Consider the following 24,134-nt stretch of genomic DNA (forward strand, 5'->3'; position numbering starts at 1 on the left):
GTGCCCCACCGGGAAAGCCTGCCAAGGCAGGCTTGCCTCCGGCGGAGGTATTTTTGAACAGAAGAAGGGTTTTGTTTACCATTCTCTGAAAGTCTGGAGATGCGGTACAGGCGGAGGCGCCGATGACCGCAACAGGAGAAGGCCCCCTGCCACAGGCGGGGGGCTGGATCATTTCTCGATCCGGCTGCTTCTTCTGTTTGAAAATACCTCCGCCGGAGGCATGGGCCGCCGCAGGCGGCGCATTCGGGGCGCGCCGCCAGGCAGGGGGAGCAATCAGCCGTCCTTGCGGATGGTTTCGTTCTTCGGGTCGTAGGGGCTGTCGCAGGTCACGACCGCATCCCACAGCTTGTCGAACATCTTGACCTTCAGCTTGGTGCCCTCCACGGCCAGCTCGGGCTTGACGTAGCCCATGCCGATCGATTTCTCGAAGGCCACCGAATAACCACCCGAGGTCAGACGGCCCACACGCTCGCCTTCGGGCGTATAGAGCGCCTCGCGGCCCCACGGGTCGGCATCCTCGGGCCCGTCGATAAGCAGGGTGCAGCATTTCACCCGCACGCCGGTCTCGATCAGCTTGTCCTTGCCGTGGAATTCTTTGTTCAGATCGACGAAACGCGGCAGGTCGGCCTCGAGCGGCGTCGCGTCGCGGCCCAGTTCGGTGCCGAAGGCGCGATAGGATTTCTCCTGCCGCAGCCAGTTTTGCGCGCGGGCGCCGACCAGCTTCATGCCGTGCTTCTCTCCGGCTTTCTCCAGCAGGTCGAACAGGTAGTTCTGCATCTCGATCGGGTGGTGCAGTTCCCAGCCCAGCTCGCCGGTATAGGCCACGCGGATCGCGTTGACCGGGCACATGCCCAGTTCGATCCGGCGGGCCGACAGCCACGGGAAGCGCTTGTTCGACAGGGCGGTTTCGGGCTCGGCGTCCTTGATGACCTCTTTCAGCACGTCGCGCGACTTGGGCCCGGCGATGGCAAAGACGCCCCACTGGGTGGTCACGTCCTGGATCTCGATATAGCCGAACTCGGCCATCTTGTCCTCGGCCGCCTTGCGCAGGAAGTCGGCGTCATACTCGGTCCAGGCACCGGCCGAGACGAGGTAATACTCGTGCTCTTTCAGGCGCACGATAGTGTACTCGGTGCGGGTGGTGCCGTGATCGGTCAGCGCATAGGTCAGGTTGATGCGGCCGACCTTGGGCAGTTTGTTGCAGGTGAACCAGTCGAGGAACTGCGTGGCGCCCGGCCCCTTGATGATGTGCTTGGTAAAGGTGGTGGCGTCGATCAGGCCGACCCCGTTGCGGATCGCCTTGGCCTCTTCCACGGCATATTGCCACCAGCCGCCGCGGCGGAAGCTGCGGGCGTCGTGGTCGAAATTCTCGGGCGCGTCCAGCGGGCCGTAGTAGTTCGGACGCTCCCAGCCGTTGACCCAGCCGAACTGCGCGCCGCGCGCCTTCTGGCGGTCATAGGCCGGGGCGGTGCGCAGCGGGCGGCAGGCCTCGCGCTCTTCGTCCGGGTGGTGCAGGATGTAGACGTGCTCGTAGCATTCCTCGTTCTTGCGCGCGGCGAACTCGGTGGTCATCCAGTTGCTGGAGTAGCGTTTCGGGTCCAGCGAGGCCATGTCGATCTCGGCCTCGCCCTCGACCATCAACTGCGCCAGGTAATAACCGGTGCCGCCGGCGGCAGTGATACCGAACGAGAAGCCCTCGGCCAGCCACATGTTGCGCAGACCCGGCGCGGGGCCGACCAGCGGGTTGCCATCGGGGGTATAGCAGATCGGGCCGTTGAAATCGTCCTTGAGGCCAACCGTTTCCGTGGACGGAATCCGGTGGATCATGCTCATGTATTCCTCTTCGATCCGCTCGAGATCCAGCGGGAAGAGGTCGGCGCGGAAGCTGTCGGGCACGCCATATTCGAAACGGGCCGGCGCGTTGCGCTCGTAGGGGCCCAGGATCCAGCCGCCGCGTTCCTCGCGCACATACCACTTGGCGTCGGCGTCGCGCAGAACCGGATGCTCGGGGTTGCCGGCCTCGCGGAACTTGACCAGCTCGGCGTCGGGTTCGGTGACGATGAACTGATGCTCGACCGGGATCGCGGGGATCTTGATCCCCAGCATCCGCGCCGTGCGCTGCGCGTGGTTGCCCGAGGCGGTCACCACATGCTCGGCCGAGACGACGATCTGCTCGTCTGACGGCACCAGGTTGCCGCCCTTCTCGACCATCTTGGTCAGGGTCACGTCCCAGTGGTCGCCTTTCCATTCAAAGGCATCGGCCTGCCACTTGCGCTCGATCATAACGCCGCGCTGACGGGCGCCCTTGGCCATCGCCATGGTCACGTCGGCCGGGTTGATGTAGCCGTCGGTCGGATGATAGATCGCGCCGACCAGATCCTCGGTCCGCACCAGCGGCCACCGCTCCTTGATCTGGGCCGGGCTCAGCCATTCGTAGGGCACACCGCAGGTTTCGGCGGTCGAGGCATACAGCATGTATTCGTCCATACGCTCCTGCGTCTGGGCCATGCGCAGGTTGCCCACCACCGAGAAGCCCGCATTCAGGCCCGTTTCCGCCTCGAGCGTCTTATAGAAATCCACCGAGTATTTGTGGATGTGGGTCGTCGCGTAGGACATGTTGAAGAGCGGCAGCAGACCCGCCGCGTGCCAGGTGGACCCCGCAGTCAGTTCGTCCCGTTCGATCAGCATGACATCGTCCCAGCCCGCCTTGGCCAGGTGATAGGCAATCGATGTGCCGATGGCGCCGCCGCCAACGATCAATGCTTTGACTTGGGTTTTCATGTGCCCGCTCTCCGGATTGAGTCTGTTTGGCAAGGTTTATGCCCAAGCGCACGGCAAACCGCCAAGTCCATCCGACGCAAAACGGTACAAAACCGACCTGCGCGCCCTCAGCGCCGGAGAATGCTCGGCAAAACGGGTGGTTCGGGGACCCAACGGCGGATGAAGCGCCGCGCCTCTTTCACCTGTTCCCGACTGCCTTTGCCAAGACCGACCATCCGGTTCAGATCAGACGATCTTGCCCGGGTTCATGATGTTGTGCGGATCCAGCGCGGCCTTGATCGCCCGCATGTAATCGACGGCCGGCCCGAGTTCCCGCGTCAGGTAAGGCTTCTTGCCCTGCCCGATCCCGTGTTCGCCCGTGCAGGTTCCCTCCATCGAGATGGCCAGATCGTTCAGCCAGCCGACGAAGTCCTCGGCCTTGGCGACCTCGTCCGGGTTGTCCATGTCGATCAGCAGCAGCGTATGGAAATTGCCGTCGCCGACGTGACCGACGACAGGCGCCAACAGGCCAAGCTCTGCCGCCTTGTCCTGAGCCGCGGTCACGCATTCCGCCAGGCGCGAAATCGGCACGCAGACATCGGTCGAGATCCCGCGCGCGCCCGGCCGCAGCTGCAACGAGGCCCAGTACATGTCGTGCCGCGCCTGCCACAGCTTGTTGCGCTCTTCCACGGTCGCGGTTGCCGCGAACCCGGTCCCACCGAATTCGTCGGCGATGTCGCCGAAAGTCTCGGCCTGTTCGGCGGCGCCCGCGTCTGAGCCGTGGAACTCGAGCAGCAGCAGCGGCGTCTCGGGCAGATCGAGGCCGGAATAGGCATTGGCGGCCCTGACGGACAGCTGGTCCAGAAGTTCGATCCGCGCCACCGGCACACCGTATTGGATGGTGGCCATCACCGCCTGGCAGGCCGCATCGACGGACGGAAAGGAACACCGTGCTGAGGTGATCGCCTCGGGGATGCCATGCAGGCGCAAGGTCAACTGGGTGATCACCCCCAACGTGCCTTCGGCGCCGATCAGCAGCCGGGTCAGATCATACCCGGCCGAGGTTTTTTTTGCGCGGTGGCCGGTGCGGATGATCCGGCCGTCGGGCATGACGGCTTCCAGGCTCAGGACATTGTCCTTCATCGTCCCGTAGCGCACCGCGTTGGTGCCGGATGCCCGCGTTGCGGCCATGCCACCCAGCGAGGCATTCGCGCCGGGGTCGATTGGAAAGAACAGCCCCTTGTCACGCAGGTGGGTGTTCAACTGTTCACGCGTGACACCGGGCTGGACGATGCAGTCCAGATCGCCCTCGTTCACGGCCAGAATCCTGTTCATCTGGCCCAGATCAATGCAGACTCCGCCCGCCGGCGCGTTCACATGCCCTTCCAGCGACGTGCCCGTTCCGAACGGAATGACCGGCACCTTGTGCGCGGCGCAAGTTTCAACGATTTCGGCCACTTCTTCGGTGGAGGCGGCAAAGATCACCGCATCCGGGCTCTGGTTCTCGATCCAGGTCGTGGTGTGCCCGTGCTGTTCGCGCACCGAGGCGCCGGTTTGCAAACGGTCGCCGAAACGCTGCTTGAGAATGCCGATTGCGGTCTCGATCCCCGCCGCGTTTCTCTCCAATGTGGCTGCACGGCCCATGGCATCCCCCTTTTCTGATCCACTCTGCGCAAAGCGTTTCAATGACTAGATTGCCCGCGCGCGGCAGGCAATCCCCGGCCCCTGCGACGTGATCACTCGCCCAGCGCGATGCCCTCGCGCCGGGGGTCCGCGCCACCGCGCAACCCGTCGCGGATCTCGATTGCGTGCAGACCCGATGTCAGATCGCGCGCGTTCACCTCGAACCCCAGCCCGGCCAGCGCATCGGCAAGCCCCTCGGCCTCGGTCCCGGCCTCCACGTCATAGGTGCCGAAGCGGTTGACCAGATGCGGCAGGGCGACCGCCTGCTGCGCGTCCATGCCCCAGTCGGCCCAGGCAATGATGGACTTGGCGACATAGCCGATGATGCGGCTGCCGCCGGGCGATCCGATCGCCAGAACCGGCTCTCCGTCCTGCAGGACGATGGTCGGGCTCATCGACGACCGGGGGCGCTTGCCCGGCTCCAGCCGGTTGGCGATTGGCACGCCGTCCTTGTGGGTGCGGAACGAAAAATCGGTCAGTTCGTTGTTCAGCAGGAACCCGTTGGTCATCAGGCGCGAGCCGAACCCGTTCTCGATGGTCGTCGTCATCGACAGAACGTTGCCAGCGGCATCGACGATGGAAATATGCGAGGTCGAGGGCAGTTCGATCGAAACATCGTCGGCCCAGTTCAGGGCGTGATCGAATTCGGGCATTCCCGGAGCCACCTCGGTCAGGGCCGCGGGGCCGTTCAGCAATGCGGCGCGCCCCGACAGATAGTCCGGATCGACCAGCCCCTGCGTGGGCATGGGAACAAAGTCGCTATCGGCCATGTACCGGCCCCGATCCGCGAAGGCCAGGCGCGAGGCGTCGCCGATCAGCCGCCAGGCCTCGGCGCTGTCAGGACCCAGCGCCGCCAGATCGAACCCGTTCAAAAGGCCCAGGATCTGCCCCACCGTCAGCGCACCCGAGGACGGCGGCCCCATCCCGCAGACCTCATAGGCGCGATATTCGGTGCAGACCGGTTCGCGTTCGATCACCTGATACAGCGCCAGATCCCCCCCCGACAGGACGCCCGGGTTGCCCGGTGCGTTTCGGACGGTGCTGACGATATCTGCCGCGATCTCGCCGCCATAGAAACCGGCGGCCCCCTCGCGGGCCAGAATGCGCAGGGTCCGGGCATAGTCGGGGTTGGTCAGCCGCTGGCCTTGCTGAATGGGCGTGCCGCCCGGCAGGAAATACTCGGCCGTGGCGGGGAACCGCGACAGACGCTCGGCATCGGCGGCCACCAGACTGGCCAGCCGGGGCGAGACCACGAAGCCTTCCTTGGCCAGGCGGATGCCATCCTCGAACAGGCCGGGCCACGGCGTGCGCCCCCAGCGCCGGTGCGCGTCCTCCAGCAAAGCAGGCGTACCGGGCGTGCCGACCGACAGGCCGCCCACAACGGCATCGAAGAACTTCAGCGGTTCGCCATTTTCGTCCTGAAACAAGGTCGGCGTGGCAGCGCGCGGCGCGGTTTCCCGCCCGTCAAGCGTGGTCAAAGACTGCTTTGCCGCATCGTACCAGACCAGGAATGCTCCGCCGCCCAGGCCTGACGATTGCGGCTCGACCAAGCCCAGCACCACCTGTACTGCAATCATGGCATCGGCCGCCGAGCCTCCGTTGCGCAGCACCCTGGCACCCGCCTCGACCGCCAGCGGATTGGCTGCGGCCACCATCCAGTTCTGCGCCGAAACCGGCCGACCGGCCGCCTTGGCCTCGAGCGCGGCCAGGGCTTGTTCGGTCAGCGCCAGAACCTGACCTTCCGAGGCGGCCTCGGGGGCCACGGCATCGGCGGCTTCCTGTGAGATCGAAGGGCCGGCCAAAGCCAGCGCCGCAAGCGCCAATCCAGAAAACAAAACACGCATCCTGAAGTCCTCCCGAAAAAAATTTTGCTGTGGGCCGCGCCTAGCGGGCCCCAAAAAAATCCCGGCCGCGCGATGACTGGCCGGGAGCAAACTCACAACATCGCAGGCACGACCTGATCGGGCGGGCGATGCCCATCTTCGAAGGTCTTGATGTTGATGATGACCTTTTCACCCATTTCGATCCGCCCTTCCAGCGTGGCCGACCCCATATGCGGCAGCAACACGACGTTCGGCAGCTGACGCAGGCGGGGGTTCACGTCGGTTCCGTGTTCATAGACATCCAGACCGGCGCCCGCGATCTCGCCCGCGCGGATCATCCGGGTCAGCGCATTTTCATCCAGCACCTCGCCACGCGACGTGTTCACGATCACCGCGCTGGGTTTCATCAGCTTCAACCGCCGCGCATTCATCAGGTGAAAGGTGGACGGGGTCGAAGGGCAGTTGATCGAGATCACGTCCATCCGCGCCACCATCTGGTCCAGGCTTTCCCAATAGGTGGCCTGCAACTCCTGTTCGATCTCTGGGCGGAGGCGACGACGGTTGTGGTAATGGATCTGCATGCCGAATGCCGCGGCACGGCGCGCGACGGCTTGCCCGATGCGGCCCATGCCCAGGATCCCCAGACGCCGCCCACCGATGCGGCCGCCCAGCAAGGCGGTCGGCGCCCAGCCGGCCCAGTCGCCTTTCTGCATGATCGAAAGTCCCTCGGGGATGCGGCGTGTCACCGCCAGAATCAGCGCCATGGTCATGTCGGCCGTATCATCGGTCAGCACCCCGGGGGTGTTGGACACCAAAATGCCGCGCTGCCTGGCGGTGGCGACGTCGATGTGGTCAACCCCGGCGCCGTAATTCGCAATCAAGCGCAGCCGCTCGCCGGCCTGGCCCAAAAGCCCCGCATCGATCGAGTCGGTGATCGTCGGGACCAGCACGTCGGCCTCTTTCACGGCGGCCGCTAGTTCGTCGCGCGTCATGGGCGTGTCATCGTCCCGCAGCCTGACATCGAACAGCTCGCTCAGCCGTGTTTCCACCACTTCGGGCAACCGTCGCGTTACAACAACACTCAGACGTTCTCTCGGCACCTCAGCCCTCCTACTGCTTTGCAATCCGACGCGCGCCATGGCATCGTGGCGCAGGATCAGTTGGGGCACAAGAACCCCTGGGGCATCATCCCCACCTTTTTGAATCACGATCGACAGGCGTAAGAGCAGGCAGTGAGCGCTTTTTTCCGGCTGAAACGCCCGCTTCTGGGCATTGTGACGGCGCTGTTCGGTGGTCTCGGCGTTTCTTCCGCCCATGCGGAGCAGGTCCGCGGCCAGGTCACCAACCTACCGATTCCACGCTATGTCTCGATGAAGGCCGCCGAGGCCAACGTGCGCCGCGGCCCGTCGCTGACCCACCGGATCGACTGGGTGTTCAAAAGGCGCGGCATGCCGCTGCAGGTGGTGGCCGAATACGGCAACTGGCGTAAAGTTCAAGACCGCGACGGCGCCGGAGGCTGGGTGCATTATGCCCTGCTGTCAGGCGTTCGCACCGTCCTGGTCGAAGCCGACATGCTGCCGGTGCGCGCCAGCCCCGATCCGGGCGCACTGATCAATGCGCAATTCGAATCCGGCGTGGTGGCCCGCCTAGGCAGTTGCAACATTGACTGGTGTCGCATTTCGGCCGGCGGCTATGGCGGCTGGGCGCCCAAAAGCAACCTATGGGGCGTGGACCCGAACGAAATCCGCGAATAACCGGGATCAGGACGTGCGCCGGACAAAACCCAATAAGGTTTTAACAAGCGCTTCGGGTACATCCTCCTGCAGAGGATGCCCGGCTTTGGGCTGACGTAGATGCGGCTGTCCTGCGGCACTCGGACAGAGTTCCTGAAACACGCGGTCCGCGCCGGCCATATCCGGTCTTCGGCGCCAAAGTCCGTCAGGACCGGCGTCAGTAAGTTTCGGATGACGGCCATGGCCTTGCGATTCGACTCGGATTCCCGGTCGTCCGGCCGGTCTGGCACCGGCACGGGAAACTTATGCGCTCCCGCCTTGTGGCCATCATCCGGGAACGGCGCGTCATAGTCGGAGACCTCGACCTCGGACAGCGTGGACACCGCTCCGCCATGGACGTTTCGCCCGGCGCGAAACTCAGGCGTTTCCTGGCTGAACCGGCGCTACGCGGCGAACGCCGCGCTACAGAGGCTGGTCGCCTGTGAGCAGCGCCGCGTTCGCGACCATGATCCGCGCGAACCGATCCGGTATTTCGGCCCACAGTCGCTGCCCGATCAGCCCGCCCCAGTCCTGACGAAACGGGGTGGTGTCACGCAGATCGAGGCGACGCAACACCCGCCTCAACCGAAACACGTGGCGCGCATAGGTAAAATCGGTCCGCTCGACAGGTTTGTCCGATTTTCCAAAGCCTGCACGATCGGGCGCGATGACCCGGAGTCCGGCTGCGGCGACGGGCCGGATCATGTGACGATACAGGTACGACCAGGATGGTTCTCCGTGCATCATTGGTACCGGAAACGCAGCCTTCGGCCCTTCGTCCAGATAGTGGACCCGCAATTCGCTGCCTTCGGTGTCATCCACCATCAGGTAGTTGGGTACAAAGCCGCAATCCGGCAGGTCACTGAACCTGTGGTCCGGCGTGCCCAGCACCTTCATTTGGATCCTTCCCTTTGCCTTCCCCAGGCTGGCATGCCGGCGGCAGGGCGACAGCATGAATGTCACGAAACGCAGTCCGTCTTTGGCGCAAATCTTCGACACCCCCGCCGCGATTTCACCGCCATTGATCCAACCCTTCGCGTACTTGAAGCCCATATGATACACTGCCCCTTTCGGACATTGATGGCGTTCAGGATCGAGCCCGAGCTTTCCAAACCGCCAAGCCGAAAACAGGGTTAGTGCAGCACTGCTGCACACCTGATGAGACGGGTGCAAAAAAATTTTTGTTCGCCCGAATTTTTTCTTCGAAAGCCCTTGAACCCCGCCAACAACAATCGTAAGTAGCCGCTCACCGTTGGGGTGTAGCCAAGTGGTAAGGCAGCGGTTTTTGGTACCGTGTATCGTAGGTTCGAATCCTACCACCCCAGCCAAACACTTCTCTAAAAATAGCCGCCTGCAACCTGCACTCAATTAAGTGCCTGAGCTTCAGCCTGTTAGTTTGGCCAGTTTCAAAACGAGACCCAAAGCAGAGCACACATCCGGTCGATTTATCGCCGCAGTCTCTGTTCGCCATTCCGGCGGTACGAGTTTGGTAGTTTTTGCGAGGTTTTGACTTACAGCTTCGCGAAGGTTTCGCGCTGTTCCGACCATATCGCGGGAACGCCGGACTTGATCAGGTAATCAGAGGTCAGACCATCTGGCTGCTCACACGCGGCAATCGCCTCCAAGACAAATGGTGCGAGCAGTGCCAGATCAACCACGTCTTGGATCCGCCGCTTTGAAGTCCCTTCCGCATCCGCAATCTCTGCAAAGGATTTGCCGTCGAGGATCATCGCCATCCATCGCTGTGCATTTCCGATGTTCGCACGAGCATTCTATCAATCTCAGTCGGCGCATCTCCAAGATGCAGTTTCAGCTCAACGCCCCTTCTGCGCATCCGGAATGGGCCTTGGATGATGAGCTGATCCGGGTCGATCTTTTCCGGATCGCACTAAACCAGCTTCGAGATGTCTTCGACGTGCATACGAACGACGATATCGCCTGGCGCGATATCTGCCCGCTCGACCAACGCCAGACAGTCCTGTGTCTTTTGCACCTCATGTAGTTTGGCAGATGTGGCGCCAACCTCTGATGCAGATAGATACCGGATAAGACGCGTCGCAACATCGTGTCTCTCCAATCTCGCTCTGATGAGATCGGCGATCAGCCTTTGAACCTCTTCCGCGGGGAGGTGCCTGTGCGGCAGATTCAATGGCGTCAATGGTATCGTCTAATTGACGCAACTGCTGCTGAGCGAGCGAAAGACTTCGTGCCCAAGCGGAGACAGACGGTTTTTCCTCTCGCTTTCAAAAAGCGGCTGGCCAAGGTGTTCTTCCAAGTGCTTCAGGGTCTTCGAAAAGGCGGATTGCGTTCGCCCCAGTCGAATGGCCGCGTCGGCAAGGTTACCGGCCTGAGCCACCGCTCCAATGCAACGGAGCATTTCGATCTTGATCACAGCTTCAAACTTCCTGAAGATTAAGTTTGACTGATATGGCGTGCAAGGTCCATGTTTGCCCATCAATCATCTGGGCCGGGGCATGTCATACGCAAAGAAAAATTTCATTGCAGGGGAGTGGGTTGCGGGTGAGAGCGAAGTCGAAAACCGCAACCCATCCGATCTAAGCGATCTGGTCGGCTTATTCGCGCAAGCGAGTCCCGATCAGATAGACGCTGCTCTCGATCAGGCCCGGAACGCACAAAGGGAGTGGGCCGCTGTCGGGATTGAGCGCAGACAAGCTGTTCTGATGGACATTGGCAACGAACTCATGGCCCGGTCTGATGAACTCGGCACGCTTCTAAGTCGTGAAGAAGGCAAGCCACTGGCGGAGGGCAAAGGCGAGGTGTACCGCGCCGGTCAGTTCTTCACTTACTATGCCGCCGAGTGCCTGCGCCAGATCGGCGAGAACGCAGATAGCGTTCGAGCGGGAGTTGAAATCGACGTGCGTCGAGAACCGGTCGGCGTTGTCGCCGTTATCTCACCCTGGAACTTCCCGACCGCGACCGCTTCCTGGAAGATCGCGCCGGCGCTTTGCTATGGAAACGCGGTTATCTGGAAACCCGCCAATGCCACGCCGGCTTCAGCGGTCGCTCTAAGCGAAATAATCGCTAAACAGGACATACCTAAAGGTCTTTTTTCACTGTTGATGGGATCGGGACGTGCAGTAGGGCAACGACTCGTCGAAAGCCCGATAGTGAATGCGATTTCGTTTACCGGGTCCGTTCCGGTCGGCAGGGGGATTGCCGCAGCGGCTATTCAAAACCTCACCAAGGTCCAGATGGAGATGGGCTCGAAAAACGCTCTCGCCGTCATGGACGACGGAGACCTTGATCTCGCTGTATCGGTCGCGTTGGGCGGCGCGTTCGGCGGGACGGGTCAGAAGTGCACGGCATCCTCCCGGCTGATTGTGCATTCTTCTGTTCACGACGCTTTCGTCGAAAAGCTCGTGGCCGGTGCAAAGGCCATGAAGGTTGGCCACGCACTCGAGGACGGCACCCAGATGGGCCCAGTCGTTAGCGCCCAGCAACTAGGGGAGAACCTTGCTTATGTCGAGCTCGGGAAATCCGAGGGGGCTGAACTCGCCTGCGGAGGAGAACGGCTCGATTTGCCCCACGACGGTTACTATATGTCACCTGGTGTTTTTCTAAATACAAACAATACCATGCGCATCAATCGGGAAGAAATGTTTGCGCCGCTGACCGCGGTGATCCGGGTCGACAGCTATGAAGAGGCATTGGCGACAGTTAACGACACGAATTTTGGGCTGACATCCGGGATTGTCACCCGCGATCTCGCCCGTGCTACCCATTTCCGGCGAAATGCCCGGACCGGCGTCGTTACGGTCAATCTTCCGACGGCGGGAACTGACTATCATGTGCCATTCGGGGGACGCGGCGACAGTTCCTATGGTCCAAGGGAACAGGGACGGGCTGCGGCAGAGTTCTACACGACGGTCAAAACCGCCTACATCAGCGCAGGTAGTCCGAGCTGATGCGGATCGACGGTCTTCAATACGCCAACTGGTCCGAGAAGATCTTCCGGCAGATGCGGGAAGGCGGCGTCGATGCGGTGCACGTCACCATCGCCTATCACGAGACTTTCCGCGAAACCGTTCTGAACTTCGAGACCTGGAACCGGTGGTTCGAAACCCATCCCGACTTGATCATGAAGGGGCGGTGGGCCGGCGACATAGACACCGCGCGCGAGACCGGGCGGACGGCGATCTTCTTCGGGTTTCAAAACCCCAGCCCGATCGAGGACGACATCGGGCTGGTCGAGATCGTTCACACGCTGGGCGCGCGCTTCATGCAGCTGACCTACAACAACCAGTCCTTGCTGGCGACCGGATGCTACGAGGCCGAGGATACCGGCATCACCCGCATGGGACGGCAGGTGATCCGCGAGATGAACCGCGTCGGCCTGGTCGTGGACATGAGCCATTCGGCCGACCGCTCCACGATCGAGGCCGCCGAGATATCGGACCGCCCGATCGCCATCACCCACGCCAACCCCCACGCGTGGTCGCCCGCACTCAGAAACAAAAAAGACGATGTCATCAGTGCGGTGACGCAGAACGGGGGCATGCTGGGCTTTTCGCTCTATCCCCATCACCTGCGCGACAAATCCGGCTGCACGCTGCGAAGTTTCTGCGAGATGATCGCGCGCACGGCTGACAAGTTCGGCACCGATCACCTCGGGATCGGTTCCGACCTTTGCCAGGATCAGCCCGACAGCGTGGTCGAGTGGATGCGGACGGGGCGCTGGACGAAGCAGATCGACTACGGCGAAGGGTCCGCGTCCAATCCGGGTTTCCCGGAGATGCCCGACTGGTTTCGGGACAACCGCGATTTCGGGACTATCGAGGCCGGGCTGCGCGAGGTCGGCATGAGCGACGCCGAGGTCGCAGGGATCATGGGGTGGAACTGGTACCGCTTCTTCGCCGAGAGTTTCGGCCCCGGCCCGGCGTCGTGACCCGTACGGCGCCCCATATCGCGCGGCGGGACCCGGCCCGGGTCATGACGCTCAGGCGGCTGGGGTCTCTACATCAATGCCGTCTGAGCTTCATGCGCATCCTCACCCGCCGGCTGGCCGGCGAGGGCTGGACGTTCACCCGCCCCGTTTTCGATATCGACCCAAAAGGCGTCGGGCGGGCGGTGTATACCGCGACGGGCCCGACGCGCAGCTATTCGCTGGTGTCCTTCGCCCATGACCTTCCGGACGAGTTGCGGTCCGACCGGGTCATCGCCGAGGCCTGGGACGCCACCTTCGCCTTGTTCGACGGCGTTCCCACACCGCAGGATATCGACCGGCTCGCGCGGAATGTTCCCCTGCAGGAGGCCGGCCGCGTGTCCGAGAGGGAGCTGTCGCTGTCGCGCGCCAACCGCTCCGTCCGGCTCTGGCGGCATGTCGTCGACGCCCTCGCGGCCGGACGGCAGCCCGACGCGGGGATGATCGACGATGTCGGCTACCTGATGCGGACGACGGCCGTGTACGGATCCGGCAAATTCGGCGCGGCCGACCGCGAGGCGATCGCCGACCGCCCCGAGATGCAGGTGCCGTTCCAGGCCGAGATGTTGTCGGTCTATCTGACCAGAATCTTCGTGCGTGACCTCGTCCAGCACATGGCACGGGCAAAAGGCGGGGACCGGGCAGCCGATCTTGATCCAGCAATCGCCCGGCGGCTCGGAATCGGGAATTCAACTGGACTGGGAATGGCGCCTTTCATCGTCAATCACCCAATCCTGTTCAACAACTGGATCATGGCCCGCGAAGAGGCGATCTCTCGCGTACGGTCAATTGACACAGCTACATCCGAAGAAATTGCCGTCTTTCTGGACAGACTAGCGCGAACAGAGATCTCTGTAGCGCAGTGGAGGTCTGAGCATCCGTTTCAGATTGCGAAACTCTCTGATCTGCGGAGCGACCTCGGCCGCCTGCGCGATTTCGTGGACGGCAGCAACCTCGACGGTCCCGAGCCGTGGAACCGTCTAGTCCTTTGGTCCGAAAGCGCGTTGAGCGAGGAGGGGCAGGAGCTTGTCGCCTCTCTCATTCTAGAACCGTACGGCCAGTTGGTTGATGGCCTGGCGCATTGCATGGCGGACAGCAACGCGGCCGCGTTCCGCATTGATGGCGCAATGCCGATTGGCGAGGTCCGGCGGCTTTTGGAGACTTCATTCGGCTGGGCGCTGAAACTGGATTGGCAGAACTCGCAGAATTGCGCCCGAGCCTGGTATGTGTCCGAGGAAAAACTGGAACCGCGCCTGGGCGAGCGCTTTGAAGAACCAGTATCGGATTACGAACAGCCCCTGGCCCCGGCCCGAGATGCCACCATGGCCTTCGCCGCGCTGCAAGACTGGGGTGATGATGCGCCGATTGCCGAGTTCCTGCTGAACCACCCCGAGCATCGCCACACCGTCCGCCGCGCCCAGATCAGCCGCATCGCGCCCTATGGCGAGATCCACGACAACACGATCGCAGCAGATGTCATGCCGATCGACATGCTGCGGGCGAAGCTTTCGTTTTTCGGAGCAACGCATTTCGACCCGCGTTCGGACCGCTGGGTGCGCATTTGCATGTACGCGGGCGCGCCGTATCCCGAGGAGCTGACGCCGACCAATGCTGATGACTGGGTCTTTCCGGAGTTCTCGGTATGAACCTGTCATTGAATGAGATCGAGGCTACCGCAAAGAGGGCGGCACGCGGCGCGGGCTATCCCTGGGGGCTGGCGGAGGAAGCCGGGAAGGCAACTCGCTGGCTTTGCTCGCGCGATCTTGACGGTTGCAGAGCACTCACTGAACTACTTGAGCGGATCGACGGGCAAAACATCGCTGGGTGGTTGCCTCAAACCGGCAGCGAGCCCTGGACCGCGAGGGGCGGCATTTTGTGCCCTCTGGCGACAGGTGCGGCAATTTCAGATCGCGCCCACGAACTTGGCGGCAAAGACATCCGGCTTGGGGCTGTGGCTGTACCGGTGTTTTTGGCACCCTTTGCCGCTCTTCTGGCCCGTGAGTTCGAAAAGCCCGTAGAGGTTGTCCTTGACGATTTGGTCTTGTGTACAGACGGCGAGCTTTTGTCGTCGAGCGGTGCGCCTCCGAGTTCGTCTGTTGGGGCCAGTATCTGTATCGGAGGAACGATTGATCAGCCATACAGCCACCGTCTGCGCGCAGATCCCGACGCGAATGATTGGGCGGCACTGTTGGCCTTTGCCCATCGTACTTATGCGCCGGCCACCGAGGAGTCGCGCCTCAAGGGCGCGGGTGCCGGACTGTCCGACAATGATTAAGCCGAGGTTTCACTAATGCCGACAACTACACTCAGCCTCGCTGAAATCGAGAACCTCAGCTTTCGCGCGCTTGTGGCGGCTGGTACATCGGAGGCTAATGCACGGCCACTTGCCGTTGCCACAAGCGCGACCGAGGCCGACGGGATCGCGAGTCACGGCCTGGCCTACATCCCGATTTACTGCGAGCACGTAGGTTGCGGTAAAGTCGACGGTCAGGCGCAGCCAAAGCTCGAGGTATCCAGTCCATCAGTGGTCCGCGTCGATGCAATGACTGGGTTCGCCCATTCTGCGATCGATCTTGGCTTCGAGCGCCTGGTGCCACTGGCGCGCGAACAAGGTATCGCGGCGCTGGCCATTCGAAACAGTTACAATTGTGGCGTTCTGGGCTATCACACGGCGCAATTGGCGCGATCCGGGCTAGTCGGACTCGGATTCACCAATGCGCCAGCATCGATAGCTCCATCCGGCGGGTCCAAACCCGTGGTCGGCACGAATCCCCTTTCGATCGCCGTTCCGGGCCTCGACCGCGAACCGGCAATCCTGATCGATCAGAGTGCCAGCACAATCGCCAAGAGCGAAGTTATGAAGCACGCCCGCGAAGGTAAGCCGATCCCGGTAGGTTGGGCGCTGGACCCCGATGGCAACCCGACCACTGATCCAGAGGTCGGGCTGAAGGGATCGATGGCCCCATCAGGAGGTTACAAAGGGGTCGGCGCGGCTCTACTCGTCGAGACGATGGCGGTTTTGATGACAGGCGCTACGCTCGGGATAGACGCCTCGCCGTTTTCCGGAACCGTCGGCGGTCCGCCAAAGACTGGTCAATTCTTCATTGCTATTGATCCCGAGAAAACGGCCGGCGACAGATATGCAGCGCTTCTTTCTCGCTTAACCGACGCATTTGAGGCGCAGGACGGTGCACGACTGCCCGGTGAAGGACGCCGGAAGCATCGAGTGAAGGCGCGTTTGCAAGGGGTCGAAGTGGATAACGCGACCATCGAAAGGATCAGGAATATTATCGGCGACTAGACGGAAAATTGGTCGCTTATGCACTAACAGTCAAACTGGACCACTCAGGCGGGGCTGATCAACGCGACAATGTTCAGCAAGGTCGATTTTCCGCTGCCTGAAGCGCCAAGTAGCACAACGATTTCTCGTTCCGGAATGTCTAGAGTTACTCCGCGCAATGCGTGCACGGCCGCAGGCCCTTCGCCGTAGACTCGCTTTAGGTTTCTTATTGTATATGCATTCTTTTCCACGTCTGTAATGTAGCGCATTGCAGGTTTACGGTACATTTGAAAGCGTTTCCGCTTGACACGGAAGGGAGTGCCTTTTCGAGTTTCCAAAAAATGGAGACTCTGCAGTGTAATGGATACCATTTTTGGTATTCCACGACACCATAGGGTCAGGATTCATAACCAAAAGATGATGATTGCCGCGAGTGCGACGGCCGAGAGGAAGACTTTTGGGCATCTGTCGTATCGGGTTGCCACGCGCCTCCAGTCCTTGAGCCTGCCGAACATGATCTCGATCCGATTGCGCCGCTTGTAGCGGCGCTTGTCATATTTGACGGGGATCTTGCGTTGTTTTCGTCCGGGGATGCATGCGCGTATCCCTTTGTCTTGCAACGCTTCTCGGAACCAATCGGCGTCGTATCCCCGGTCCCCGAGCAGCCAGTCAACATCCGGCAGGCTGCTGAGCAGCGCCCTCGCCCCGATGTAATCGCTGACCTGTCCCGCAGAGACGAAGAAGTTGATCGGGCGCCCCTGACTGTCGCAGATGGCATGCAGTTTCGTGTTCATGCCGCCCTTAGTGCGACGAATCAGGCGACCACGCCCCCTTTTTTCGCGCCCAGGCTGGACGCGGTGCGATGTGCCTTCAGATAGGTCGCGTCGATCATTACGGTCTTTTCCTCGCCGTGTTCGGCGGCCAACCCAATCATCATCCTGGCGAAGATGCCTTTCTCGCTCCAACGCTTCCACCGGCTGTAAAGCGTCTTATGAGGCCCATACTCTTTGGGGGCGTCGCGCCAGCGCAACCCATTGCGATTTATGAAGATAATTCCGCTCAGCACGCGTCTGTCATCGGCGCGCGGCTTGCCGTGCGACTTCGGGAAGAAAGGGGCAAGTTTGGCCATCTGCTCGTCGGTCAGCCAGAAAAGGTCGCTCATGTCACCGCTCCGTTTTTCGGGCCGTGAATCACGCAGCGCACTGAAAATCAATGCATCCTGACCCTAGCGGTTCGCGGCTGCATAGCTATGGCCAGCAGCGCCAATGTGTTGACTTTCAGAAAAAATGTAGCGAAGCGCAGGAAATTAGACCCCAACAGCCCTCGGCGGATAGTGTTTGGCGTTACTCAGGTTGCCATCTACACGCGCCGGTAGCCTTGAATTAAGTCAATGATAACTTGTTCCGTTGAAGGCTTCGCCTAAGCCGTTGATTGCTGAATACAAGCGACCGGCAGTTTTGTCCGCAACTCGGACCTCAGGGCAAAAAACACGCTGCAATCGGTTCGAACGGCAGCTTTTCTTTCTGCAGCGCAGCTGGCGACTCAGCCGGAGTGGTTTCTGCGTCTGCCAGAGTGCGAGCAGAGGCACTTCCGGATACCGCTCTTAGGAGACATCTGACGGTTTCGGTCAGGTTCGGACCGAGGCCCAGTTGGCCGAATGACTACGTGGCGGACTTATCAGTCATGAAACAGCGCCTCTTCAGACGCGTTCACGCAAAATCTAGTTGTCTCGATACGTAGCCGAAACTATTTCAAAGTCATGGCAACGGTCGCGTACAGATTTGTAGCGAAGCGTCTAACGGCGCTGATCATGTGCATGTCGCTCATGATCACAGGACTGGCTGCGGCCGTTGCGATGGACCACGCGGGGCATGACATTCATGGAAACGTCGCCTGGATATCATCCGACACCGGATCGATAGACCACGCATCGCACCATATGACATCCGGGAACCCCAACGCAGAATGCTGTGAACCCGAGAGCGAGGCCGCGTCAAACTGCCATGTATCGGCTTGCTGCCTTTCTGAATTTCAACATTCTGACATTCTACTGGCCACTTATCACAGCCGAAGCGCCTGCGCTCAGCGGATGACAAATCTGGTCGGACCTTCGATCGACACCCCTCTCCCTGAACGCCCTCCCCGACTTTCCTGACAGGTTCTTGCGGACCCGAGCCTTTTAGCGGTTCGGGTTCATCTTGATTTCTTGGCCGATCCACAGCGGATCGGCTGTCAGGAGGTTGCAATGCGTGGACGCTACACGGCTCTCGCGATTATTGCCTTGGCGGGCGGCACCGCAGGTGGCATCACACTAGAGAGGTTCTACCTCAACCCGGCGAGCGTGGACGGGTCAGATGGCCCGGAAATTCTCTATTGGGTCGCTCCGATGGACCCGAATTTTCGGCAACCAGGGCCAGGCAAATCGCCCATGGGAATGGATCTGATACCGGTCTACGCCGGTCAGGAACCATCAGGCGACCCGTCAGAGGTCTCGCTCAGCGCGGCCGAAATCAATGCGATCGGGGTACGCACCGCGCTAGCTCGGATGACGGATGTGGCGCCAAGGATCGAAACCGTCGGATTTGTCAGCTACGACGAGCATCTGACCAGCCATGTCCACACGCGCGTCGATGGATGGATCGAGGTTCTGAACGTCAGGGCGGTTGGCGACGTTGTCCGAAAAGGGGACGTGCTTTTCGAGCTCTTTTCTCCGGAATTCGGCGTCGCGAGCTTCGATTTCCTGCGCTCGCTTGAGCGAGGCACCGGCCTGTCCCTTGAGGCTGCGCGTAACAAATTGCGCAGCCATGGGGCTACCGACAGACAGATTGCAGAGATCGAGGCATCCGGCGAAATTGCGCGCCGCATCACCGTAGAAGCTCCAAGAGATGGCATCGTGGTGGCCCTTGAGGCTGCGGATGGCATGTTCCTGCAACCCGGCACCCAGGCGGTCTCGATCACCGATCTGAGCCAAGTCTGGCTGATCGTGGATGTGTTCGAGCGTGACATCTCGCGCCTGTCCGAAGACATGACTGCTGTCGCCCGCTTCGAGCATCTTCCCGGCAGGATCTTCGAGGGCCGGATCGACTACATCTATCCCGAGCTCGACCCGCGCACGCGCACTCTTCCCGTCCGCCTGCGGTTCGACAATGCGGAAGGCCTGCTTCGGCCCGGCATGTTCGGCAACGTGAGCCTCCTTCCCAATACAAGCCGTCAGGCACTTACAGTTCCGTCCGAGGCTGTGATCCGCACCGGATCGGCGGAGCGGGTCATCCTGAAGACGGGCGAGGGAACATTCCGGCCGCGGCTCGTCACGACGGGCCTTCGCGACAGTTTCGGAGAAGGTGGCCGCACGGAAATCCTGCAAGGCTTGTCTCCGGGTGAGGAGGTCGTCGCCTCGGCGCAATTTCTGATCGACAGCGAAAGCGCCCTGAGTGCGGGCTTCATGCGGATGGCGCCGACCGATGAAGAGCCGGCTCGTGGGACAGGCACGCTTGTCGCGCTGGACCGTGACCGGCGGGTCGCGACGCTTCGCCATGGTGCCCTGGAAAGCCTCGACTGGCCGGCAATGACGTCCGAGTTCCCGGTGCGCGCGGACGTGTCGCTGGACCGGCTGCGGGAGGGAGAGGAGGTGTCGTTCCGCGCCGCACGCGGCGCCGACGGTCTGCTTGGCCTGATCGAACTGGGTCCCGATGATGGTGTCGCTGCGACGGGAACAGGTATGGCGCTGGCCGTGACGCCCGAAGGCAAGCTAACGCTCGATCATGGCCCTATTCCAGACCTGGGCTGGCCTGCCATGCAGATGGATCTTGATCTGGCCGGCATCGATCCCGCGAGCGTGCCACTCGATACGCCAATCGAGTTCGATCTCGCCAAGGATGAGAACGGCATGTTCTCCATTATCGCGGTGCGCGCCGAGGGCGAAGATGCACCGGCGGTGGAGGAAGTTGACGAGACGCCGACCGCGGCGGCTCCTCCAATCGTCGTTTCAGGAACGATTGACGCCATCGACCCGGCAACGGGACAGGCAACGATCACCCACGGACCGATCACTGAAATCGGCATGCCAGGCATGACGATGGCATTCGCAGTGGCCCCGGAACTGGACCTCTCTGGAACCGAAACAGATCAGGAGATGACCCTCACCTTCGCAAGGCCGGATGGAATGACCATGGTGCTGGCGGACGCCGAGCCTGTCGTCCCGAGTGCGCCGCCAATCACCGTCACCGGTACCATCGACGCCGTCGATGCCGAGGCCGGGCGGGCGACCATAACCCACGGGCCGATCATGGAGATCGGGATGCCAGGGATGACAATGGAGTTTTCCGTCGATGCCGATCTCGACCCGACCTCTTTGCCGACCGGGATGGAAGTGTCGCTTACCTTTGCGCGCCCAGACGGCATGACGATGGTTTTGGCGGGGGCTGAGCCCATGCAACCGCCGATGGAGGTCTCGGGCACCATCAACGCAGTCGACCCGGACGCTCGGATGGCCAACATCACCCATGGACCCATGGCCGAGATCGGCATGCCGGGCATGACCATGGATTTCGCCATCGCTGATGACATTGATCCGACTGCCTTGCCCACAGGTGAAGAACTCATCCTGCTTTTGCATCGCAACCCCGACTTCTCGATGACCCTCGTGGGCACCTCCGCCGCTCGGAGTGTCTCTCAATGATTCCGGCCATCATCCGCGCCTCGATTGCGAACCGCTTCATCATCGTGGCGCTCGCGCTCATGATGGCGGCGGCCGGAGTCTGGGCCATCCGCGAGACACCGGTGGACGCGATCCCCGACCTGTCCGACGTGCAGGTGATCGTGCGCACGCCTTATCCGGGTCAGGCGCCGCAGGTGGTCGAGAACCAGATCACTTATCCACTGGCCACGGCGATGCTGGCTGTGCCAGGCGCGCAGGACGTGCGCGGCTTTTCGTTCTTTGGGGACAGCTTCGTCTATGTTGTCTTCGAGGACGGCACTGATCTTTACTGGGCGCGCTCGCGGGTTCTGGAATATCTCGGCCAAATTACCGGAAGTCTTCCCGAGGGCGTCTCCCCGCAGCTGGGCCCGGATGCGACGGGCGTAGGGTGGATATACCAATATGCCCTGATCGACCGCACCGGGAACCATGACCTGTCGCAGCTCCGGACGCTTCAGGACTGGTTCCTGAAATACGAGCTACAGGCAGTCGAAGGCGTCTCTGAAGTCGCCACCATCGGCGGGATGGTCAAGCAGTACCAGGTTGTCGTCGATCCAAACAAGCTCAGAGCCTATGACATCACGCTCGCGCAGCTGCGCGGAGCGATCGAGGCCGCAAACAGGGAGACCGGGGGCAGCGTGATCGAGATGGGCGAAGCGGAGTTCATGATCCGCTCGTCGGGCTACATTGACGAGCTTTCGGACCTCGCCAGCGCGCCCTTGATGGTCAATAAGCGAGGTGCCGCGCTGACGCTCGGCGACGTGGCCGAGATCCGGCTCGGGCCGGAGATGCGACGCGGCGTCGGCGAGTTCGATGGCGAAGGCGACGCTGTGGGTGGCGTTGTGATCCTGCGCTGGGGCGGCAACGCACTGGCCACGATCAAGGCGGTGGAGGCTCGGATAGAAGAACTGCGCCCAAACCTGCCCGAGGGCGTCGAGATCGTCACGACTTACGACCGCTCCGGGGTGATCGAACGGGCCATCGAGAACCTGCAGAAGAAGCTGACCGAGGAATTCATCGTGGTGGTGCTGGTCTGCGCCGCCTTCCTTCTGCACCTGCGCTCGTCGCTGGTGATCCTACTGTCGCTTCCTCTGGGCATTTTCGCGGCCTTCATCCTGATGAAGGCCCAGGGCGTGAACGCCAACATCATGTCGCTGGGTGGCATCGCCATCGCCATCGGCGCAATGGTCGACGCCGCCATCGTGATGATCGAGGCGATGCACCGTCGGCTCGAAAAGGAGAAGCTGACGGCTGAGAACCGTTGGCGGATCGTGCAGGAATGCGCATCCGAAGTTGGGCCTGCGCTTTTCTATTCGCTTGCCATCATTACGGTGAGCTTCCTTCCGGTCTTCGTTCTAGAAAATCAGGAAGGACGGCTGTTCAAGCCGCTGGCCTATACCAAGACCTATGCAATGGCGGCAGCGGCGATTTTGTCGATCACGCTGGTGCCGGTGCTGATGGGATACTTCATTCGCGGTCGGATCCTGCCCGAACGCAAGAACCCCCTCAATCGCATCGTTGTCTGGACATATCGCCCATTCCTGGACGCGGCCATCGCCTGGCCCTGGGCCACGACGCTTCTGGCCGCCGCGGTCGTCGCCTCGATGTGGTATCCGCTCCAGCGCCTCGGTTCGGAGTTCATGCCGGAACTGAACGAGGGTGACTTTCTCTACATGCCGTCGCTCTACCCCGGTGTCTCGATCGGCAAGGCGCGCGAGGTCCTGCAGCAAACTGATCGGCTGATCGCAACCATCCCCGAGGTGGAGACGGTGCACGGCAAACTCGGACGCGCGGACACGGCAACCGATCCGGCGCCGCTGACGATGATCGAAACCACGATCCAGCTGAAGCCCGAGGAGGAATGGCGCCCCGGAATGACGATGGAGAGGATCCGCGACGAACTTGACCGTGTTGTTCAGGTGCCGGGCGTCACGAATGTGTGGATCCAGCCGATCAAGAACCGGATCGACATGCTGGCGACGGGGATCAAGACGCCGGTCGGCGTGAAAATCTCAGGCGCCGATCTAGACGTCATCGAGCAAATCGGTGTCGCCGTTGAAGAAGCGGTAAAAGGGATAGACGGCACCGCCTCGGCCTATGCGGAACGACCCATCGGTGGGCGCTTCATCGAGATTGACGTGAGACGAGAGGCGGCCGCCCGTTACATGATGAGCGTCCGGGACGTGCAGGACGTTGTTCAGACGGCAATCGGTGGCATGCAGGTGTCAGAGTCCGTCGAAGGGCTAGAACGGTTCCCGATCAATCTGCGCTACCCACAGTCCTGGCGGGACAGCCCCGAGCGGCTCGAAACCTTGCCGGTGGTCACACCCTCGGGTGCCCATGTGCCGCTCGCGGCACTTGCCGACATCCGCATCGTGGACGGTCCGGGGATGATCCGGTCCGAGAACGCCCGGCGCACCGGCTTCGTCTTCATCGACATCGCAGGGCGCGATCTCGGCAGCTATGTTGCTGAGGCCCGTGCGCGAGTAGCCGAAGAGGTCACCTTGCCCCCGGGCTATTCGCTCACCTGGTCTGGCCAGTACGAATACATCGAACGGATGCAAGAGCGGCTCACTATCGTGGCCCCTGCGACGCTTCTGATCATCACGCTGATGCTCTTTATGGCCTTCAACCGGATCATCGAGGTGAGCATCATCCTCGCGGCCCTGCCGTTGGCGTTGGCCGGGGGCGTCTGGTTCCTGTGGTATCTCGCTTTCGACATCTCTGTGGCCGTGCTCGTCGGCTTCATTGCGCTCGCGGGGGTCGCGGTCGAGACCGCCATCGTGATGCTTCTCTACCTCAATCTTTCTTGGGAGAAGCGCCGCAAGCTCGCACAGGCGGAGAACCGAAAGCTGACTCGGGACGACATCGAGGAGGCCGTCTTCGAAGGTGCGGTTCTGCGGGTCCGGCCCAAGGTTATGACGGTGGCAACGATTTTCGCGGCGCTCATCCCGATCATGTACGGCACCGGCACCGGCTCCGAGATCATGCAGCGGATTGCGGCCCCGATGATCGGCGGCATGGTCACCGCGACCCTGCTGACCCTTTTCGTCATCCCTTCGATCTTCGTGATTTGGAAGATGCTGGCACTGCCCCGTGTCAACCGCGAGATCGGCCCCCTCGTTCTGCGGCCTGAACATTCAGCGCCTGCCGAATAATAGAAACTGCAACCTGAACT

Annotated in this window: 18 protein-coding genes and 1 tRNA gene; 10 read left to right on the plus strand and 9 right to left on the minus strand. The window is 61.7% G+C overall.

Going from position 1 to position 24,134, the window contains the following annotated elements; genetic code table 11:
* Window positions 1–273 precede the first annotated feature (273 nt).
* The 4 genes from AC2FM3_RS01540 to AC2FM3_RS01555 form a co-directional block, all read right to left on the minus strand.
* Window positions 274–2,781 carry a GcvT family protein gene (locus AC2FM3_RS01540; RefSeq protein WP_496678517.1) on the minus strand — a complete coding sequence of 836 codons (2,508 nt, stop codon included), beginning with the start codon at window positions 2,779–2,781 and terminating at the stop codon, window positions 274–276.
* A 225-nt stretch (window positions 2,782–3,006) separates the two neighbouring features.
* Window positions 3,007–4,404 carry an FAD-binding oxidoreductase gene (locus AC2FM3_RS01545; protein WP_496678518.1) on the minus strand — a complete coding sequence of 466 codons (1,398 nt, stop codon included), beginning with the start codon at window positions 4,402–4,404 and terminating at the stop codon, window positions 3,007–3,009.
* 92 nt (window positions 4,405–4,496) lie between these two features.
* Entirely contained in the window at window positions 4,497–6,287 is a 1,791-nt protein-coding gene (gene ggt / locus AC2FM3_RS01550; protein ID WP_496678520.1) for a gamma-glutamyltransferase, read from the minus strand.
* A 92-nt stretch (window positions 6,288–6,379) separates the two neighbouring features.
* Window positions 6,380–7,366: a 2-hydroxyacid dehydrogenase gene (locus tag AC2FM3_RS01555; RefSeq protein WP_496678522.1), complete on the minus strand. Its 987-nt coding sequence runs from the start codon at window positions 7,364–7,366 to the stop codon at window positions 6,380–6,382.
* A 165-nt stretch (window positions 7,367–7,531) separates the two neighbouring features.
* Here AC2FM3_RS01555 and AC2FM3_RS01560 point away from each other — a divergent pair, with 165 nt between their 5' ends.
* Complete coding sequence (locus tag AC2FM3_RS01560; RefSeq protein ID WP_496678668.1) at window positions 7,532–8,020, plus strand: SH3 domain-containing protein; 489 nt, start codon at window positions 7,532–7,534, stop codon at window positions 8,018–8,020.
* A 441-nt stretch (window positions 8,021–8,461) separates the two neighbouring features.
* Here AC2FM3_RS01560 and AC2FM3_RS01565 read toward each other — a convergent pair whose 3' ends face one another.
* On the minus strand, window positions 8,462–9,091 hold the full coding sequence (locus AC2FM3_RS01565; RefSeq protein WP_496678523.1) for an alpha/beta fold hydrolase: 630 nt from the start codon (window positions 9,089–9,091) through the stop codon (window positions 8,462–8,464).
* 200 nt (window positions 9,092–9,291) lie between these two features.
* On the opposite strand from AC2FM3_RS01565, the gene AC2FM3_RS01570 reads away from it, so the two are divergent.
* Window positions 9,292–9,366, plus strand: a tRNA-Gln gene (locus tag AC2FM3_RS01570).
* Window positions 9,367–9,549: 183 nt separating this feature from the next.
* Here AC2FM3_RS01570 and AC2FM3_RS01575 read toward each other — a convergent pair.
* A complete protein-coding gene (locus AC2FM3_RS01575) occupies window positions 9,550–9,774 on the minus strand; it encodes a hypothetical protein (protein WP_496678525.1) in 225 nt (74 codons plus the stop codon).
* A 65-nt stretch (window positions 9,775–9,839) separates the two neighbouring features.
* Here AC2FM3_RS01575 and AC2FM3_RS01580 point away from each other — a divergent pair, with 65 nt between their 5' ends.
* Entirely contained in the window at window positions 9,840–10,040 is a 201-nt protein-coding gene (locus AC2FM3_RS01580) for a hypothetical protein (RefSeq protein ID WP_496678527.1), read from the plus strand.
* Between the two features lie 165 nt (window positions 10,041–10,205).
* On the opposite strand, the gene AC2FM3_RS01585 is transcribed toward AC2FM3_RS01580, so the two are convergent.
* The gene (locus tag AC2FM3_RS01585) at window positions 10,206–10,493 is read right to left on the minus strand and encodes a LysR family transcriptional regulator (RefSeq protein ID WP_496678529.1); all 288 of its coding nucleotides are present in this window, start codon (window positions 10,491–10,493) and stop codon (window positions 10,206–10,208) included.
* Window positions 10,494–10,512: 19 nt separating this feature from the next.
* Here AC2FM3_RS01585 and AC2FM3_RS01590 point away from each other — a divergent pair, with 19 nt between their 5' ends.
* From AC2FM3_RS01590 to AC2FM3_RS01610, 5 genes are read left to right on the plus strand one after another with little or no spacing between them, the layout of a single operon-like run.
* On the plus strand, window positions 10,513–11,964 hold the full coding sequence (locus AC2FM3_RS01590; protein WP_496678531.1) for an aldehyde dehydrogenase family protein: 1,452 nt from the start codon (window positions 10,513–10,515) through the stop codon (window positions 11,962–11,964).
* On the plus strand, window positions 11,964–12,944 hold the full coding sequence (locus AC2FM3_RS01595; RefSeq protein ID WP_496678533.1) for a membrane dipeptidase: 981 nt from the start codon (window positions 11,964–11,966) through the stop codon (window positions 12,942–12,944). Before AC2FM3_RS01590 ends, AC2FM3_RS01595 begins: the two co-directional genes overlap by 1 nt.
* A 44-nt stretch (window positions 12,945–12,988) precedes the next feature.
* The gene (locus AC2FM3_RS01600; RefSeq protein ID WP_496678669.1) at window positions 12,989–14,626 is read left to right on the plus strand and encodes a hypothetical protein; all 1,638 of its coding nucleotides are present in this window, start codon (window positions 12,989–12,991) and stop codon (window positions 14,624–14,626) included.
* Window positions 14,623–15,255, plus strand: a complete 633-nt coding sequence (locus AC2FM3_RS01605) for a DUF3726 domain-containing protein (protein WP_496678535.1) — start codon at window positions 14,623–14,625, stop codon at window positions 15,253–15,255. Before AC2FM3_RS01600 ends, AC2FM3_RS01605 begins: the two co-directional genes overlap by 4 nt.
* 15 nt (window positions 15,256–15,270) lie before the next feature.
* Entirely contained in the window at window positions 15,271–16,281 is a 1,011-nt protein-coding gene (locus AC2FM3_RS01610; RefSeq protein ID WP_496678536.1) for an Ldh family oxidoreductase, read from the plus strand.
* A 44-nt stretch (window positions 16,282–16,325) separates the two neighbouring features.
* On the opposite strand, the gene AC2FM3_RS01615 is transcribed toward AC2FM3_RS01610, so the two are convergent.
* Window positions 16,326–16,631, minus strand: coding sequence for an ATP-binding cassette domain-containing protein (locus AC2FM3_RS01615; RefSeq protein WP_496678538.1), 306 nt, complete (start codon window positions 16,629–16,631; stop codon window positions 16,326–16,328).
* A gap of 33 nt (window positions 16,632–16,664) precedes the next feature.
* Window positions 16,665–17,422, minus strand: a protein-coding gene (locus tag AC2FM3_RS01620) for an IS5 family transposase (protein WP_496678539.1) whose coding sequence is annotated in 2 segments (ribosomal slippage) — window positions 16,665–17,086 and window positions 17,086–17,422 — 759 coding nt in all. Because the reading frame shifts where the segments join, the coding sequence is not laid out codon by codon here.
* Window positions 17,423–18,505: 1,083 nt separating this feature from the next.
* On the opposite strand from AC2FM3_RS01620, the gene AC2FM3_RS01625 reads away from it, so the two are divergent.
* Complete coding sequence (locus AC2FM3_RS01625; protein WP_496678541.1) at window positions 18,506–20,938, plus strand: efflux RND transporter periplasmic adaptor subunit; 2,433 nt, start codon at window positions 18,506–18,508, stop codon at window positions 20,936–20,938.
* A complete protein-coding gene (locus AC2FM3_RS01630) occupies window positions 20,935–24,114 on the plus strand; it encodes an efflux RND transporter permease subunit (RefSeq protein WP_496678542.1) in 3,180 nt (1,059 codons plus the stop codon). Before AC2FM3_RS01625 ends, AC2FM3_RS01630 begins: the two co-directional genes overlap by 4 nt.
* Window positions 24,115–24,134: the final 20 nt, after the last annotated feature.

Source organism: Ruegeria sp. BHSB172 (genome assembly GCF_059613165.1).